Source organism: Cryobacterium fucosi, from assembly GCF_004403515.1.
Taxonomy (GTDB): Bacteria; Actinomycetota; Actinomycetes; order Actinomycetales; family Microbacteriaceae; genus Cryobacterium; species Cryobacterium fucosi.
Genome location: NZ_SOHH01000053.1, coordinates 77,140 through 91,149, shown reverse-complemented (window position 1 = coordinate 91,149; position 14,010 = coordinate 77,140). Strand labels below are relative to the sequence as shown.

Sequence of the window (14,010 nt, the reverse complement as noted above, 5' to 3'; positions counted from 1 at the left end):
CGTGGCGCGCGGCGGCGGCGAACGCCGCGGCGGAGACTCGTGCAGTCGCGGCCCGGACGGCGCTGGCGGCCGCGGCTGCCTGTCGGGCTGCCCGAGACACGGTCGGCGCCGGCGGGCCGAAGAGCTGTTTCGGTTCCGGAGCGACGATCAGCGGTGTCACCGTCGGGGGCGGGGTGGGAGTGAGCGTTGCAGCGGGCGCGGGATCCGGCGTCGGATCCGGTGTCGCAGTTGGAGTCGTCGCCGTGGGAGCGGGCGCGGGATCCGGCGTCGGCATGGTCGTGGGAACTGGATCCGGCGGAGGGGTCACCACGGGAGCCGGCGGATCCGCTGGCTGCAGTGCGGCCGGAGGGGCTGGATCCGGAGCCGGAGGGGCTGGATCCGGAGATGGAGCTGGAGCGGGTGCTGGTGCCGGAGCGGGTGCGGGTGCTGGTTCCGGGTCGGGCGCCGGGTCGGCAGGCTGCTCACTCGGCGCCGTGCCTTCCTGTGGGGCAGCGGCAGCGGCAGGGGCAGCGGCAGCCGCGACGATCACAGGCTGCGAATCATCGGCCTGCGCCGAGGTCGGCACGCCCACGATCGCCAGCGCGACGATCACGATCGACGCGAGCGGGAGCGCCAGTCGTCGGGACGGATACGGGTGCCCGGAGCGACTGGTTCGACGAACGCTTCGTGGAGAAGTCATGAGCCTATGCAATCCATGTTCGGGTAATGGACAGCCAGATCGAACGGGTCGACGTCCGGCCATCATTACACGAGCGGGCGGGGGGCACAAGCATCAGGATTCGAGGACCGGGCGGCGCGGTCGGGAACCTCGGGGGAGCCATCTCAGACCGCCACGAGGGCTCGGCGCAGGAACGAATCGATCACCAGGCGGGCCTCCCTGAGCGACTCGCTGGAGAGCGACACCGGCGGCGCCGCGGCCGCGTTCAGGGCCCCGGCATTGCGCAGCTGGTCGTGCAGCAGGAGCAACGCCGAGAGCAGCTCGGAGAGCTCGCCGTCGGCGGTGGCGTGCAGCATCCTGACCTGGGCCTGGCGGAGGTCAGGACCGGGCGTGCAGCCCAATTCCCGGTTCAGGATCCGACGGCAGCGGTCGAACGCGGCCAGGCCGTCGGTCGGTCGGCCTGCCTGTTCCAACCCCAGGATCAGGGCGGTCCAGGCGCGCTCGTTCAGCGGGTCGCCGTCCGTGGCCTGGCTCGCCCAGCCCACCGCTTCCGCCGGCCGGAAGAGGGCTCTGGCGGACTCGGCGGCGAGGATCCTCGCCTCGGCGACTCGGGCAGCATGGAGAGCACGTTCATCGACCGCCCAGGCGGGCAGCAACTCGCTGCCGAGCAGGGGCCCGACCGCCAGGTCGAGCGCCTCGCGCAGCATCGGCAGGGCCTCCGCGGCGGCGGCGTGCTGGGCAAGGCGGAGCAGGGTGTCGAACCGGTCGAGGTCGAGGTCGACCAGGGCCTTGTCCATGACGTAGCCGCCGTTGACCGTTTGCAGCGCCCCCGATTTGCCGGCGCCCGGTTGCAGGTGCCGGCGCAACACGCAGACGTAACTCTCCAGGGTGGGCAGCGCCACAGCCGGCGGGTTGCCGCCCCAGAGCAGGTCGATCAGTCGCTCCTTGGAGACCGGGATCCCCAACTGGAGCAGCAGGATCTCGAGGATCTGCCTGGGCTTGGGTCCGCCCAGGTGGTGGGCGCCGAGGACGGCGCCGTCCCGGCATACGCGAAGGCTGCCAAGGATTTGGATGGTGACGCGGGTGGGTAGTGCTTCGAATGTTGGCCCGGGTGAGCCATGGGATTTCTCCATGACGGCCTCCAATAGCGGATTGGCTTTCATGTGCCGACAAGGCAGATCCTGAGTAAACCTCAGGTGGGGGCGAGCTGGGAATGCACCTCGGGCTTCGCGAGGATGGACTTCACGTAGCCCCGGCAGGTGTTCTCGGAGATCCCGGGGGCCAGGGCGTTGGCCCGCACGTCGTTTCCCCTCGCCATCAGCCGGTGTCGGCGGGGCCGACCGTGCATAGGTCGGGCTCACGGTCGAGGGCTCCCGTCAGGAGCTCGGCGAAGGTCGTGTGGTCGTCGACGATGCGGATCCGGATCATGTCACTCCTGGGCGGGGAGTCGTTGGTGCGGGGTCTGATCACTGCGGGGCCGAAGGGTGCGCGCCCGCATTCGGGTGTAGGCGACACGTCCGGAATGCCAGTATGCGCGCGCCGCCGGGCCTGGTCCACCTGTGGGCTCGCCCCAGTTCAGGTACTAGCGGAGACGCGGTTCTGGTGCCGTCCCCCGGGGATTGGCCCGGGAGCAGCCCGGTAGCACGGAGGATTCCCGGGAACCGATCGGCTCAGCACCCGGCCCGTTCGGGCTCAGCGGAGCGGACCGGCGAGGGAGGCCGCGGCATCCGTCACCGCGCCGGACGCCACCAGTTGCACGACCGCCTCGATCTCGGGGGAGAGGAATCGGTCGTGGCCCGGCCCCTCGGCCACGGTGCGGACCAGGTCGCGCACCGCGCCCGTCGCGGCGCCCGGCAGCACCGGGGCGCGCAGGTCGAGGGAGCGGGCGGCCGTCATGATCTCGATCGCGAGCACCCGCTGGAGGCCGTCGATCGAGTGGCGCAGCTTGCGGGCCGCGGCCCAGCCCATCGAGACGTGGTCCTCCTGCATGGCCGACGACGGGATCGAGTCCACGGATGCCGGCACCGCCAGCCGCTTGAGCTCCGACACGATCCCGGCGGCGGTGTACTGCGCGATCATCAGCCCGGAGTCGACGCCGACCTCGTGCGCCAGGAACGGCGGCAGGCCCTTGTTGCGGTTCGGGTCGAGGTGGCGGTCGGTGCGCCGTTCGCTCATGCTCGCGACGTCGGCCGCGGCGATCGCGAGGAAGTCGAGCACGTAGCCGACCGGGGCGCCATGGAAGTTGCCGTTGGACGCCACCCGGCCGTCGAGGGTGACGACGGGGTTGTCGACCGCGCTGGCCAGTTCCCGGCCGGCGATCAGCGCCGCGTGGTCTGCGGTGTCGCGGGCGGCGCCGTGCACCTGCGGGGAGCAGCGCAGCGAGTAGGCGTCCTGCACGGTGGGGTCGTCCGGGCCGGCGTGGCTGGCGAGCATCGGGGAGCCTTCCAGCAGCGCGCGGAGGTTGCCCGCGCTCGCGGCCTGGCCGAGCTGGGGGCGGAGGGCCTGCAGATCGGCGGCGAACGTCGCATCCGTGCCGAGGAGGGCCTCGACGCTCATCGCGGCGGCGATGTCGGCGGTGGTGAGCAGGCGGGTCAGGTCGGCGAGGGCGAGTACGAGCATGCCGAGCATGCCGTCGGTGCCGTTGATCAGGGCAAGGCCCTCCTTCTCGGCGAGGACGACGGGCGTGATGCCGGCCGCGGCGAGGGCATCCTCGCCGCTCATCGGCCTGCCGGACGCGTCCCGCACCCGGCCCTCGCCCATCACCGCGAGGGCGCAGTGGGCGAGCGGGGCCAGGTCGCCCGAGCAGCCGAGCGAGCCGTATTCGTGCACGACCGGGGTGATCCCGGCGTTGAGCACGGCGGCGTAGGTCTCCGCGGTGACCGGGCGCACGCCCGTGCGGCCGGTCATCAGGGTGGACAGGCGCAGCAGCATGAGCGCGCGCACCACCTCGCGCTCCACCTCCGGCCCGCTGCCGGCGGCGTGCGAGCGCACGAGGCTGGCCTGCAGCTGCGCGCGACGGTCGCTCGTGATGAAGGTGGTCGCCAGGGCGCCGAAGCCGGTGGAAATGCCGTAGTGCGGGTTGACGTCGCTGGCCAGGCCGTCGATGATCCGCCGGGTCGCGGCGACGCCGTCCAGTGCGACCGGGTCGAGCACGATCGGGGCGTCCAGGCGGGCCACGGCGAGCACGTCGGCGAAGGACACCGGGCCGGCGCCCACGGTGACGGCTGCGTGGCTGAGGGTCATACTCCGATTGGACACCAGTGCGGGCGCTCCCACCACTTGTTTAGACTGGCTGCTGTCCGGTATCCCGGACACTGGGAGGGAGGAGGTCGCATGGCCAGGTCGAAGGTTCCGGCGGCGGAGGGCACGCTGCGCATCCTCTCCCACCTGGCGGTGCAGCGCGGGCCGGTGCCCGCCTCGGCGATCGCCACGGCGCTCGGGCTGCCGCGGTCGACGGTCTACGATCTCCTGGCCGTGCTGGCGGACCAGGGCTTCGTCCTCCACCTGCCGGAGGAACGTCGCTACGGTCTGGGCGTGGCCGCCTTCGAGTTGAGTTCCGGATTCTCCCGGCAGCAGCCGCTTTCCCACCTCGGCCGCCCCTTGATCGCCGCGCTCGTCGACCGGATCGGCGAGAGCGCCCACCTCGTCGTGTTGCACGGCCGCGACGTGGTCTACCTGATCGAGGAACGCGCGCCACGCCGGCCGTCGCTGGTGACGGATGTCGGCGTGCGCCTGCCCAGTCACCTCACCGCGAGCGGGCGGGCACTTCTCGCGGCGCTGCCGACTGCCCAGTTGCGCGCGTTGTACCCCAACGCGGCGGCGTTCGCCGCCCGCGACGGGCAGGGTCCTCGCACGTCCGGTGAGCTGCGGCGGCTGCTCGAGAGAGTGCGGGCCGACGGGTTCGCCCAGGAGGACGGCGAGATCACCGCGGGGATGGCATCCGTCGCCGTCGCGGTGCGGGACCACGCCGGCTGGCCGGCCGCGGGCATCGCGGTCACGTTCCCGCGTGAGCGGATCGCCCCGGCCGAGTGGCCCGCCCTCGCCGCCGAACTGGCCGGCACCGCCGCGGAACTCTCCCGTCGCATCCGCGGGCGTCCGGCGGGCGCTTGACGGCACGCGGCTCGCCCCCTCCGCGCGTGCTCACCACTCTCGGCGCACCTTTGAGAAGCGGGCGCACGCTAGACCGTGCGCCCGCTTCCGCAAGGGCCGCCACGAGGGCGACGCGACCCGCGAATCCGGCGGGCGGGGCGCCGCGGCGGGGCGCGGCGGCGGGGCGCAGCTCAGTGTCCGAGCGTCGCGTGCAGGAATGCGGCGACCCGCGCGCGCATCTCCACGTCGAGGATACCGATCGAGTGGACCGCTCCCGGCACGGTGACCAGTTCGTGCTTGATGCCGAGGCGGTCGAGGTTCGTGGCGAACCGGGTGGCCTGGGCGAGGGGGATGAACTCGTGGTCGGACTGGCCGATGAAGACGGGCGGATCGGTGCGGTCGAGTCGTCGGGTCGGCGACGCGGCGACGGCCTGAGGGCAGTCGGCGAGCGACGTGCAGCCGAGGTACCGGAGCACGAGATCCTGCAGCCGCTCCGATGCCCCGTCGGTGGCGAGGGCCTGGCCGGTCAGGTCGGTCGGCCCGGAGAGTTCGGCTACCGCGGCGACGCGCGACCCCTCGGTGAGAGAGCCCGTGCCGCGGGTGCCCAGCAGCAGGGCCAGGTTCGCGCCGGCCGAACCGCCGAAGGCGCCGATCCGGGCCGGGTCGATGCCGAACCGTGCCACGTTCTCGGGCCGCCGGATCCATTCCACCGCAGTGGCGAGGTCGTCGATCGCGCCGGGGAACACCGAGGCCGGAGCGAGGCGGTAGTCGACCGAATACGCGACGAACCCCTCGGACGCGAGCCATTCGCACACGTCGCGCCAGTCGTCGTTGGCCTTGTCTCCGCGCGTCCAACTGCCGCCGTGAATGGATACGACCGCCGGCAACGCCGAGGCGGCCGCTGTGCCGGGGGTCGATCCGGCCGCTGTGCCGGGGGTCGATCCGGCCGGCGAGCACACGTCGAGGGCGAGCGGAGTGCCGTCGGCCTGAGTCGTGTAGACGACGTCCGTCGTGACCGTCAACCCCGCCGGCCGGGCGAACGTGCGGATGCCGACCATCGGCTTGCTCGCGGCCCCCACCGCGGTGCCCTTCGACGCGGCGATCGTCGAGTCGGGGACCGTCGTGCCCGACTGCAGGCCGGCCAGGCCGGCCGTGCCGACGAGGGCGACGGCGAAGACGGTCAGGACCGTGAGCAGGCGGGCACGCCGGGTGCCGAATCGGGTGTGCGGAAGGCGGGAATTCACGAGTGCTCCGAAGTGCGGGGGTATGCCTTGAGAATAGATCGTCTTCCGCCCGGCGGCGAATCCCTTTCGGGGGTGGCCGGCGGTGCCACCCTGCGGCCGAGGTTCAGGAAGAGGACGGCCGCCCCGTCGGCGGTTCCGATGCGGCGTCGGTCGGCTCCTCCGGGCCCTCGAGGCGCGGGCGGAGGGCGGCCAGGATGCGCTTGACGTCCATGGCGACGGATGAGGCAACCGCCATCGAGGTGATCGGGGCGGTGCCCCGGCGTTCGTCGAGTTCGGTCATCAGGGTCTGAAGGGCGGCATCCGCCTCGGTGATCGCCGCCTGTTCGGGCGCGTCAGGGGCCCAGTTCATCAGGGCAGCGGCCACCGAGGCCAGGGTGGCGCTGACGGCGGGCCGGAGCTCCGGGCGGAGTTCGAGGGGAACGGGTGTGCCCCAGACGGCGCCGGCCAGGACATCAGTCAGGTCGCGCACGTGGAAGGTGACGGTCTCGAAGGCGGACAGGTCGTCGTAGTCCGCGGAAAGGTCGCGTCGGTGGAAGCGGGCCCGGGGATTGCCCTTGCGGCTGTCGTCGGCGTGCAGCACCGCGACCCTGACCTCACGGCCGAGCTCCACGAGCGCCAGGTTCCGGGTGGCCCAGCCGTCGCGCTCGGGCGGCCAGTCCTCGGTCAGCGCCTGGGAGATCTCGGTGAGATGGTCGGCCAGGGTCGTGCGGAACCGCGTCAGTTGCAGGCCGACCGCGTCGAAGGCCAGCGGTGGCAGCACCAGGAGGTTGACGGCGAGGCCGATCACGATTCCGAGGCTCATCTGCTCGAGGTACCCGATCGAGTAACCGTCCGCGTTCGGGCCACCGATGATCAGCACGAACAGGGCCGTCACCGGGATGTACTCCCGGTTCGCGCCGAACCAGCCGGTGGCCGCGATCACGGCGCCGACGCCGACCGCGAGCGAGATCGTGAACACGTTGGGCTCGCTGAAGATGAGCACCGCGGCCGCGAGGAGGATGCCGACCGCCAGCCCGCCCAGGGTCTGCAGGGCGTTCTTCACCGAGCTCATCAGCGTGGGGTACATGCTCACGAGCGCGCCCAGCGGCGCATAGTAGGGGTAGTCGTCGGCGACGCCCGGCAGGAGCGGCGCCACCGACCAGGCGATCGCCACGGCCACGGCCGCCTTCAGCGCCTGGATGAGCTTGGGACTGGTGGCACTCGTTCCCAGCCAGGAAATGGCGGTGCGCGCCGGGCGTGCGACCGATCTGGTCACCGGGTGCCCGTCGAGCGGCTCACGTCGGCTTCGGGGCGGTCGGGGAGGGTGAGGCCTTTCGCGAAACAGACGCTGAACTCCTCGCCCACGTACTGTCCGAACTGGGCGATCTCCCGGTAGCCGCACTGTGCGTAGAACGACAGGGCGGCGTCGCTCAGCGGGCCGGTCTCCAGCACGATGCGACGGATGCCGGCGGCCAGGGCATCCGCTTCGGCCCGCGCGAGCAGGCGGCCGGCGACGCCGCGGCCGCGTGCGCCCGGGTCGACGAACATCCGTTTCAGCTCGGCGGTGCCGTCACCCTGGTCCACGAGCGCGGCGATGCCCAGGGCCAGGCCGGATTCGTCCCGCGCCGTGTAGAAGGTGACGCCCGGCAGTTCGAGGTCGTCGACGTCGAGCAGGAAGTTGCTCTCGGGCGGGTAGAGGGACTGCGCGTACTCGGCGCTCTGGCGGAGCAGGGCGCCGATCCCGGGCTGCCTCGGCGACTCGATCGTAATGGTCGTCAGCATGGAAACAGACTAGACGGAGAACGTGGGCCTCTGCCCTGCCCTGCCTCTGGCGTTCATCGGCGCCTCCGGCCTCGTCGCTGTGCATGGGGACAAGCTGCGCAAGCTCGACGGGGTGTGGGCCTGGTGCTCTCGTTCGCCGGCGTGATAGGGGGCGTGGGGCTTGGCGCAGTCGAGGCTCTGGCTTTTCCGGCGCTGGCCGAGCGGGCCCCGGCATTCCTGGCCCTGGGCGGACCCTTCGTACCCTTCGCCGGAATGATATCCGGCGCGGTGTTCGGCGCGGCCCAGATCTGGTGGGGCTGGCTGATGTGGAAGTCAGTTGTCAGGCGGGCAATGTGGCTGCGCAGCGCACAGTTCCCACCACCGGTTGTACTATGACGACATGAACGGGCTGCCGGTTTCGGTGCGGGCGTCAGCGGTTTCGCTGGCGGTGAGCGGATTCCTCGTCGCAGCGATAACGCCGTGGCATCCCAGTATCTTCGACCGTCCAGTCGACGAAGTGGTTCGGGAATCCGAGGCATGGTCCCCGTTGCATGCGATCGGTATCCTCGTGTTCATCCTGGCTCTCATCGGCGCTGCCGGACTGGTCGCCGTCCATCAGGGGCGACTGGGCCGACTGGGCCGGGTCGGACTGATCGTCGTTCTCGTCGGGGTGTTCGGGGCGGCCAGTCTGGCTGCGGTGGAGGCCATCGTGTTCCCTGTGCTGGCGGGTCGAGCTCCGGAGCTCCTGGCGCTGGACGGTCCGCTGGTGACGTCGCCACTGTTCATCGCTGCTGGCGTCCTCGCGCTCGGCTGGCCCCTGGGGTTGGCGATACTGGGCCTCGCGGCCGCACGGGCTCGCGTCTTCCGCCGTGCTCCCGGCATACTTCTCGCAATCAGCGGCCCGGCCTTCCTTGCTCTTGTCGGCCCCTTCGTGCCGATTGCGGGTGTGCTGTCCGCGGTTGTCTTCGGAACAGCCCAGATCTGGTGGGGCTGGCTGATGTGGCGTACGCCTTTGCCCAAGCCGATCGCCGACTGAGCTGAGACGGCTTGACGTTCGGGGACGGTTCCTGCCGTGACTTTACGGCATCGATCGGGTAACGTGGGGTAGTCGGCTCTTGACACCGCGCAGTTTTTACGTGTGCGCGGATGGGTTTGTAAGTCAGGATGGGCCGGTTTCCCAGTAATCCGCTGGTGAAAAATCACTGTATGTGAACGGCCCCGGCCATAGACTGCCCGGGTTCTCAGGTTGCGTCGCGCATGTGCGTCGTCGTTCTGCCATGTACTCAACACAACCCAGGAACTATTCCATGCCCAATAGCAAGAATCCGGCCGTCGGCCGTTCGAACAAGAATTTCGATCCCAAGTACTCCGCCAAGGGTGGACCGTCCAAGGGCGGCCCCGCACGCGGCGGCAGCGCCCCTGGCAGCAAGAGCCCCGGACACCGCGGCCACCATGACGACGCCGCGGCGCCGAAGAAGGCCCGCTGGAACGCCGGAGAGCGCGCGGACCGTGCCGCCGGCCGCCCGACCAACGACCGTCCCGCCTACGGCAACGACCGCCCGGCCTACGGCCAGCGCTCGGAGCGTCCCGCCTACGGCGACCGTCCGGCTCGCACCGACCGTCCGGCCTACAACAACGACCGTCCCCGCACGGATCGTCCGGCCTACAACAACGACCGCCCCCGCACGGACCGCCCGGCCTACAACAGCGACCGCCCGTCGTACAACGGTGCCCCGCGCACGGATCGCCCGACCCACAGCAACACCGAGCGTCCGTCGTACAACGACCGTGCCCGCACGGAGCGTCCGGCTTACAACAACGACCGTCCGTCCTATGGCGACCGTTCCGCTCGTACCGAGCGTCCGGCGTACGGTGACCGCGCTCCGCGCACGGATCGTCCGGCGTACGGCGACCGCGCCCCGCGCACGGATCGTCCCGCATACAACAACGACCGTCCGTCCTATGGCGACCGTTCCGCTCGTACCGAGCGTCCGTCTTACGGCGACCGCGCCCCGCGCACGGATCGTCCCGCATACAACAACGAGCGTCCCTCCTATGGTGACCGTCCGGCGCGTTCGAACTCCGACCGTCCGTCCTACGGTGACCGTCCGGAGCGTTCGCACTCCGACCGCCCGAACCGTTCGCACGACGACGGCGGCCACTCCAGCAACTTCTACCCGAGCCGCGACACCAAGGCGCACTTCGCCGCTGGTGACGACGTGGTTCTCGAGCGCCTCGAAGCCATCGCGACGACGGCTGCTGAAGTCGTCGGCGTGACCTTCGGGGACCTGGGTCTCGGCGAGAACATCGTCCGCGAGCTCGCCACCCTCGGCGCCGCCACTCCGTTCCCGATCCAGGCCGCGACCATCCCGGATGTCCTCGCCGGCCGCGACGTGCTCGGCCGTGGCAAGACCGGTTCAGGCAAGACCATCGCCTTCGGTGCTCCCCTCGTGGAGAAGCTGCTGGAGAACAACGGCGCCAAGGACCGCAAGATGGCCCGCAAGCCTCGCGCGCTCATCCTGGCCCCGACGCGTGAGCTGGCCCTGCAGATCGACCGCACCATCCAGCCCATCGCCCGCAGCGTCGGCCTCTTCACCACCCAGATCTACGGCGGCGTGCCGCAGTACCGCCAGGTCAGCGCCCTCCAGCGCGGCGTGGACATCATCATCGGCACCGCCGGCCGCATCGAGGACCTCATCGAGCAGGGTCGCCTCGACCTCAGCGAGGTCGTCGTCACCGTCCTCGACGAGGCCGACTACATGTGCGACCTGGGCTTCCTCGAGCCGGTTCAGCGCATCCTGCGTCTGACCAAGAAGGGCGGCCAGAAGCTGCTCTTCTCGGCCACCCTCGACAAGGGCGTCGCCCAGCTGGTCAAGGAGTTCCTGACCAACCCGGCCGTGCACGAGGTTGCCGGTGAAGACCAGGCCTCCTCCACGATCGACCACCGCGTGCTCATGATCGAGCACCGTGACAAGAGCGCCATCATCGGCCAGCTCGTCGACCGCCAGGGCAAGACGCTGATCTTCTCGCGCACCCGTGCCTACGCCGAGCAGCTCGCCGAGCAGCTCGAAGACGCCGGCGTGAAGGCCACCAGCCTGCACGGCGACCTGAACCAGGCCCGCCGCACCCGCAACCTGCAGATGCTGACCAGCGGTCGGGTCAACGTGCTGGTGGCAACGGATGTCGCGGCTCGCGGCATCCACGTTGACGACATCGACCTGGTCATCCAGGCCGACGCTCCCGACGAGTACAAGACCTACCTGCACCGCTCGGGCCGCACCGGCCGCGCCGGCAAGTCCGGCACCGTCGTCACGCTCATCCCGAAGCAGCGTCGACGCCGGATGGACGAGCTGCTGGGCCGCGCCGAGATCGAGGCCAGCTTCACCAGCGCCGCCCCCGGCGACGCGGCCGTTCGCGATCTCGCGGACAGCTAGCCCGCACCAACACCAGCACGACCCGGGAGGGGCATCCACCGTTGCCGGTGGGTGCCCCTCCCGCGTTCCCCGCTGGAGGCCTCAGCGGCGCGCTGCGCGGCGCCCGGCCGTGCGCACGACGGCCTTCCGGATCTCCTCGATCCAGAGTACCGATGACCCGACCAGCACGGCGAGGCCCCACTGGGTCGCCGAGAGCGAGGTGGTGTCGAAGAGTCCCTGCAGCACGTCGATCTGCACCACGAGGATCTGCAGGATGATCACGGCGACGAGGGCCACCCAGATGCTGCGGTTCGTGAAGGTCTGGAGGGAGAAGACGGAGTGCGTGTCCGAGCGCACATTGAGCAGATTGAACACCTGGTAGAAGACGAAGGTGGTGAACGCGAGGGTGGTGGCGAACGCCTGGGTTCCCGCGCTGTCCGGGAAGAGCGCCGGGGCCTGGGTCAGCACGGTCAGGGTTCCCACGGCCATGACGAGGCCGAGCCCGAGAACCCGGAGCAGTCGTTCCCGGGTGAGCAGCCGTTCGTCCGACGGGCGCGGAGGCCTGCTCATCGTTCCGGGCTCGGCCGGGTCCACCCCGAGCGCCAGCGCGGGCGGGCCGTCCATGATGATGTTGACCCAGAGTATCTGCAGCGCCGTGAACGGTGCCCCGGCGGCCCATCCCGTGACCCCCGCGATCAGGAAGATGAGCACGAACCCCCACGCAGTGGTCAGCTGGAACCTGACGAACTTCAGGATGTTGGCGTAGATGCCGCGTCCCTCCCGAACCGCGGTGACGATCGTGGAGAAGTTGTCGTCGGTGAGGATCATGTTGGCGGCGCCCTTTGAGACATCCGTGCCGGTGATGCCCATCGCGATGCCGATGTCGGCCTGCTTCAGAGCCGGCGCGTCGTTGACGCCGTCGCCGGTCATGGCCACGACATTGCCGCCGGCCTGCAACGCCTTGACCACCCGGATCTTGTGGGCCGGGGTGACCCGGGCGAGCACCCCGTAGTCGGCGGCGCGGGCGGCGAGCTCGCGGTCGTCTAGGTCGTCGAGCGTGGGACCGGCCGCGGCCTCGCCCGGAAGGCCCAGGTTGCGGGCGATGGCCGAGGCCGTCACGAGGTGGTCGCCCGTGATCATGTGCACGCGGATGCCGGCGCCGAGCGCCACCGCGATCGCCTCGGCCGCCTCGACCCTGGGCGGGTCGACGATGCCGACGATGGCGTAGAGGGTCAGGCCGGTGACCAGAGACCGACCTGAGGCCTCGTCGGGAACGGTGCCCGGGTCGAGGATGCGTCCGGCGATCATGATCGTGCGGAGGCCCTCGCCGGCCAGCTCCTGGACGGCATCGTGGATCCGTTGCCGCAGCGAGTCGTCGAGAGGGCGGATGCCGTCGTCGGTCAGCACCGAGTCGGTCAGGGGCAGCAGAGCGCCCGGTGCGCCCTTGGCGAAGCAGCGGAGCTCGGGCGTGCGCCGGGGCCCGGTCGCCGTCGGCGCCATTCGGTGGAACGTGGCCATGAATTTGTAGTCGGAATCGAAGGGCACCTCGGCTTCCCGCGGGTGGGCTCGCCGCGCGCCGACGACGTCGACGCCGCCCTTCTCGGCCAGCACCGCCAGCGCCCCTTCGGTGGGGTCACCGACCAGCACCCCGTCGTTCAGCACGGCGTCGTTGCACAGCGCCATGGTCAGGAACGCCTCGGTGAGGTCGGGCACCGGCCGGTCGTCGCCGGTGAGGATCCTGCCGTCCGCGGAGTAGCCCTCGCCGGTGATGCGGAAATCGCGGCCATGGGTGTGCAACCGACGTGCCGTCATCTCGTTCATGGTCAGCGTGCCGGTCTTGTCGGTGGCGATGTGGCTGACGCTGCCGAGCGTCTCCACCGCCGAGAGTTGCTTGATGATGGCACCCTGGGCGGCCAGCCGCGAGGCACCCATCGCCAGGGTGAACGCGACGACCGCGGTGAGGCCCTCCGGGATGGTCGCCACGGCCAGCGACACGGCCGTGATCAGAAGCTCGGTCCAGGACTCCCCGCGCGCGAGGCCCAGCACGAAGACGATCGCGACCACCACCAGCGCCGCGACCGTGAGCAGCTGGGCCAGCTGGTCGATCCTCCGCTGCAACGGCGTCTTGTCGTTCTTCACCTCGCTCAACAATGCCGCGATGCCGCCGACCGCCGTGCCCATGCCCGTGTCGGTGACCACCATGGTGGCCCGGCCGCGGGTGACCAGCGTGTTCATGAAGAGCATGTTGGAGCGGTCGGCGAGGGGCAACCCGGAATCATCCAACGCGGGGATCGTCTTGCCGACCGGCTCGGATTCCCCGGTCAGTGTCGCCTCCGCCACCTGCAGGCCTGCATTGTCGATGAGGCGACCGTCGGCTGGAACGGAGTCCCCGGCGTCGAGGAGCACGATGTCGCCCGGCACCAGGTCGGAGCGCAGCACCTCGAGATCGGTCCCGCCCCGGCGAACGACGGCCTTGCCTTCCGACAGCTTCTGCAGGGCCTGGAGGCTGCTTTCGGCGCGCCGCTCCTGCACATAGTTCAAGGCCGTGTTCAGGATGATCACGGCCAGGATCACGATCGGCGTCTCCAGATCCCGGGAGACGAGGGCGCTCACGACCGCGGCCACCAGCAGCACGATCGTCATTTTCTCGGCGAGAAGGTGCGCGATCTTGCGCCAGGTCGGCACGCGGTTCGGCTCGACCAACTGATTCGGTCCGTGGAGCCGTCTGCGGTCGTCGACGACGGATGCCGCGAGCCCGGTGCGGGAGTCGACTCCGAGCGCCGCGGTGGTTTCAGCGGCCGACAGCGTGTGCCAGGCGGCGTGCTCGGTGGCTGCCGCCGCCTGTGGGTGGGCGGGCATCCGGCCG

Annotated in this window: 10 protein-coding genes; 3 read left to right on the top strand and 7 right to left on the bottom strand. The window is 70.6% G+C overall.

Annotation, left to right across the window (positions count from 1 at the left end; translation table 11 throughout):
- Window positions 1-822: 822 nt before the first annotated feature.
- From E3T48_RS05985 to hutH, 3 genes are all read right to left on the bottom strand, one after another.
- Window positions 823-1,791, bottom strand: a complete 969-nt coding sequence (locus E3T48_RS05985) for an AfsR/SARP family transcriptional regulator (protein ID WP_134522910.1) — start codon at window positions 1,789-1,791, stop codon at window positions 823-825.
- Between the two features lie 59 nt (window positions 1,792-1,850).
- Window positions 1,851-1,976 (bottom strand): hypothetical protein, encoded by a 126-nt coding sequence (locus E3T48_RS17385; RefSeq protein ID WP_255455808.1) that lies wholly within the window; start codon window positions 1,974-1,976, stop codon window positions 1,851-1,853.
- Window positions 1,977-2,350: 374 nt separating this feature from the next.
- On the bottom strand, window positions 2,351-3,901 hold the full coding sequence (gene hutH, locus E3T48_RS05980; protein ID WP_134522909.1) for a histidine ammonia-lyase: 1,551 nt from the start codon (window positions 3,899-3,901) through the stop codon (window positions 2,351-2,353).
- A 90-nt stretch (window positions 3,902-3,991) separates the two neighbouring features.
- Here hutH and E3T48_RS05975 point away from each other — a divergent pair, with 90 nt between their 5' ends.
- Window positions 3,992-4,768: an IclR family transcriptional regulator gene (locus tag E3T48_RS05975; RefSeq protein WP_134522908.1), complete on the top strand. Its 777-nt coding sequence runs from the start codon at window positions 3,992-3,994 to the stop codon at window positions 4,766-4,768.
- A 170-nt stretch (window positions 4,769-4,938) separates the two neighbouring features.
- Here E3T48_RS05975 and E3T48_RS05970 read toward each other — a convergent pair whose 3' ends face one another.
- The 3 genes from E3T48_RS05970 to E3T48_RS05960 form a co-directional block, all read right to left on the bottom strand.
- Window positions 4,939-5,991 (bottom strand): alpha/beta hydrolase, encoded by a 1,053-nt coding sequence (locus tag E3T48_RS05970; RefSeq protein ID WP_134522907.1) that lies wholly within the window; start codon window positions 5,989-5,991, stop codon window positions 4,939-4,941.
- Between the two features lie 103 nt (window positions 5,992-6,094).
- The gene (locus tag E3T48_RS05965) at window positions 6,095-7,246 is read right to left on the bottom strand and encodes an FUSC family protein (RefSeq protein ID WP_134522906.1); all 1,152 of its coding nucleotides are present in this window, start codon (window positions 7,244-7,246) and stop codon (window positions 6,095-6,097) included.
- The gene (locus E3T48_RS05960) at window positions 7,243-7,752 is read right to left on the bottom strand and encodes a GNAT family N-acetyltransferase (protein ID WP_134522905.1); all 510 of its coding nucleotides are present in this window, start codon (window positions 7,750-7,752) and stop codon (window positions 7,243-7,245) included. The genes E3T48_RS05965 and E3T48_RS05960 overlap by 4 nt, the downstream gene beginning before the upstream one ends.
- A gap of 379 nt (window positions 7,753-8,131) precedes the next feature.
- Here E3T48_RS05960 and E3T48_RS05955 point away from each other — a divergent pair, with 379 nt between their 5' ends.
- The gene (locus E3T48_RS05955; protein ID WP_134522904.1) at window positions 8,132-8,767 is read left to right on the top strand and encodes a hypothetical protein; all 636 of its coding nucleotides are present in this window, start codon (window positions 8,132-8,134) and stop codon (window positions 8,765-8,767) included.
- Between the two features lie 271 nt (window positions 8,768-9,038).
- Complete coding sequence (locus E3T48_RS05950) at window positions 9,039-11,165, top strand: DEAD/DEAH box helicase (protein ID WP_134522903.1); 2,127 nt, start codon at window positions 9,039-9,041, stop codon at window positions 11,163-11,165.
- A gap of 81 nt (window positions 11,166-11,246) precedes the next feature.
- Here the strand turns inward: E3T48_RS05950 and E3T48_RS05945 are convergent, their stop codons facing one another.
- Window positions 11,247-14,003: a cation-translocating P-type ATPase gene (locus E3T48_RS05945; RefSeq protein ID WP_134522902.1), complete on the bottom strand. Its 2,757-nt coding sequence runs from the start codon at window positions 14,001-14,003 to the stop codon at window positions 11,247-11,249.
- Window positions 14,004-14,010: the final 7 nt, after the last annotated feature.

Coding starts and splice junctions, on each gene's coding strand:
- hutH (WP_134522909.1), bottom strand. CDS start 3,901: ATGACCCTCAGCCACGCAGCCGTCACCGTGGGCGCCGGCCCGGTGTCC.
- E3T48_RS05950 (WP_134522903.1), top strand. CDS start 9,039: ATGCCCAATAGCAAGAATCCGGCCGTCGGCCGTTCGAACAAGAATTTC.
- E3T48_RS05960 (WP_134522905.1), bottom strand. CDS start 7,752: ATGCTGACGACCATTACGATCGAGTCGCCGAGGCAGCCCGGGATCGGC.
- E3T48_RS05985 (WP_134522910.1), bottom strand. CDS start 1,791: ATGGAGAAATCCCATGGCTCACCCGGGCCAACATTCGAAGCACTACCC.
- E3T48_RS05955 (WP_134522904.1), top strand. CDS start 8,132: ATGAACGGGCTGCCGGTTTCGGTGCGGGCGTCAGCGGTTTCGCTGGCG.
- E3T48_RS17385 (WP_255455808.1), bottom strand. CDS start 1,976: ATGGCGAGGGGAAACGACGTGCGGGCCAACGCCCTGGCCCCCGGGATC.
- E3T48_RS05945 (WP_134522902.1), bottom strand. CDS start 14,003: ATGCCCGCCCACCCACAGGCGGCGGCAGCCACCGAGCACGCCGCCTGG.
- E3T48_RS05975 (WP_134522908.1), top strand. CDS start 3,992: ATGGCCAGGTCGAAGGTTCCGGCGGCGGAGGGCACGCTGCGCATCCTC.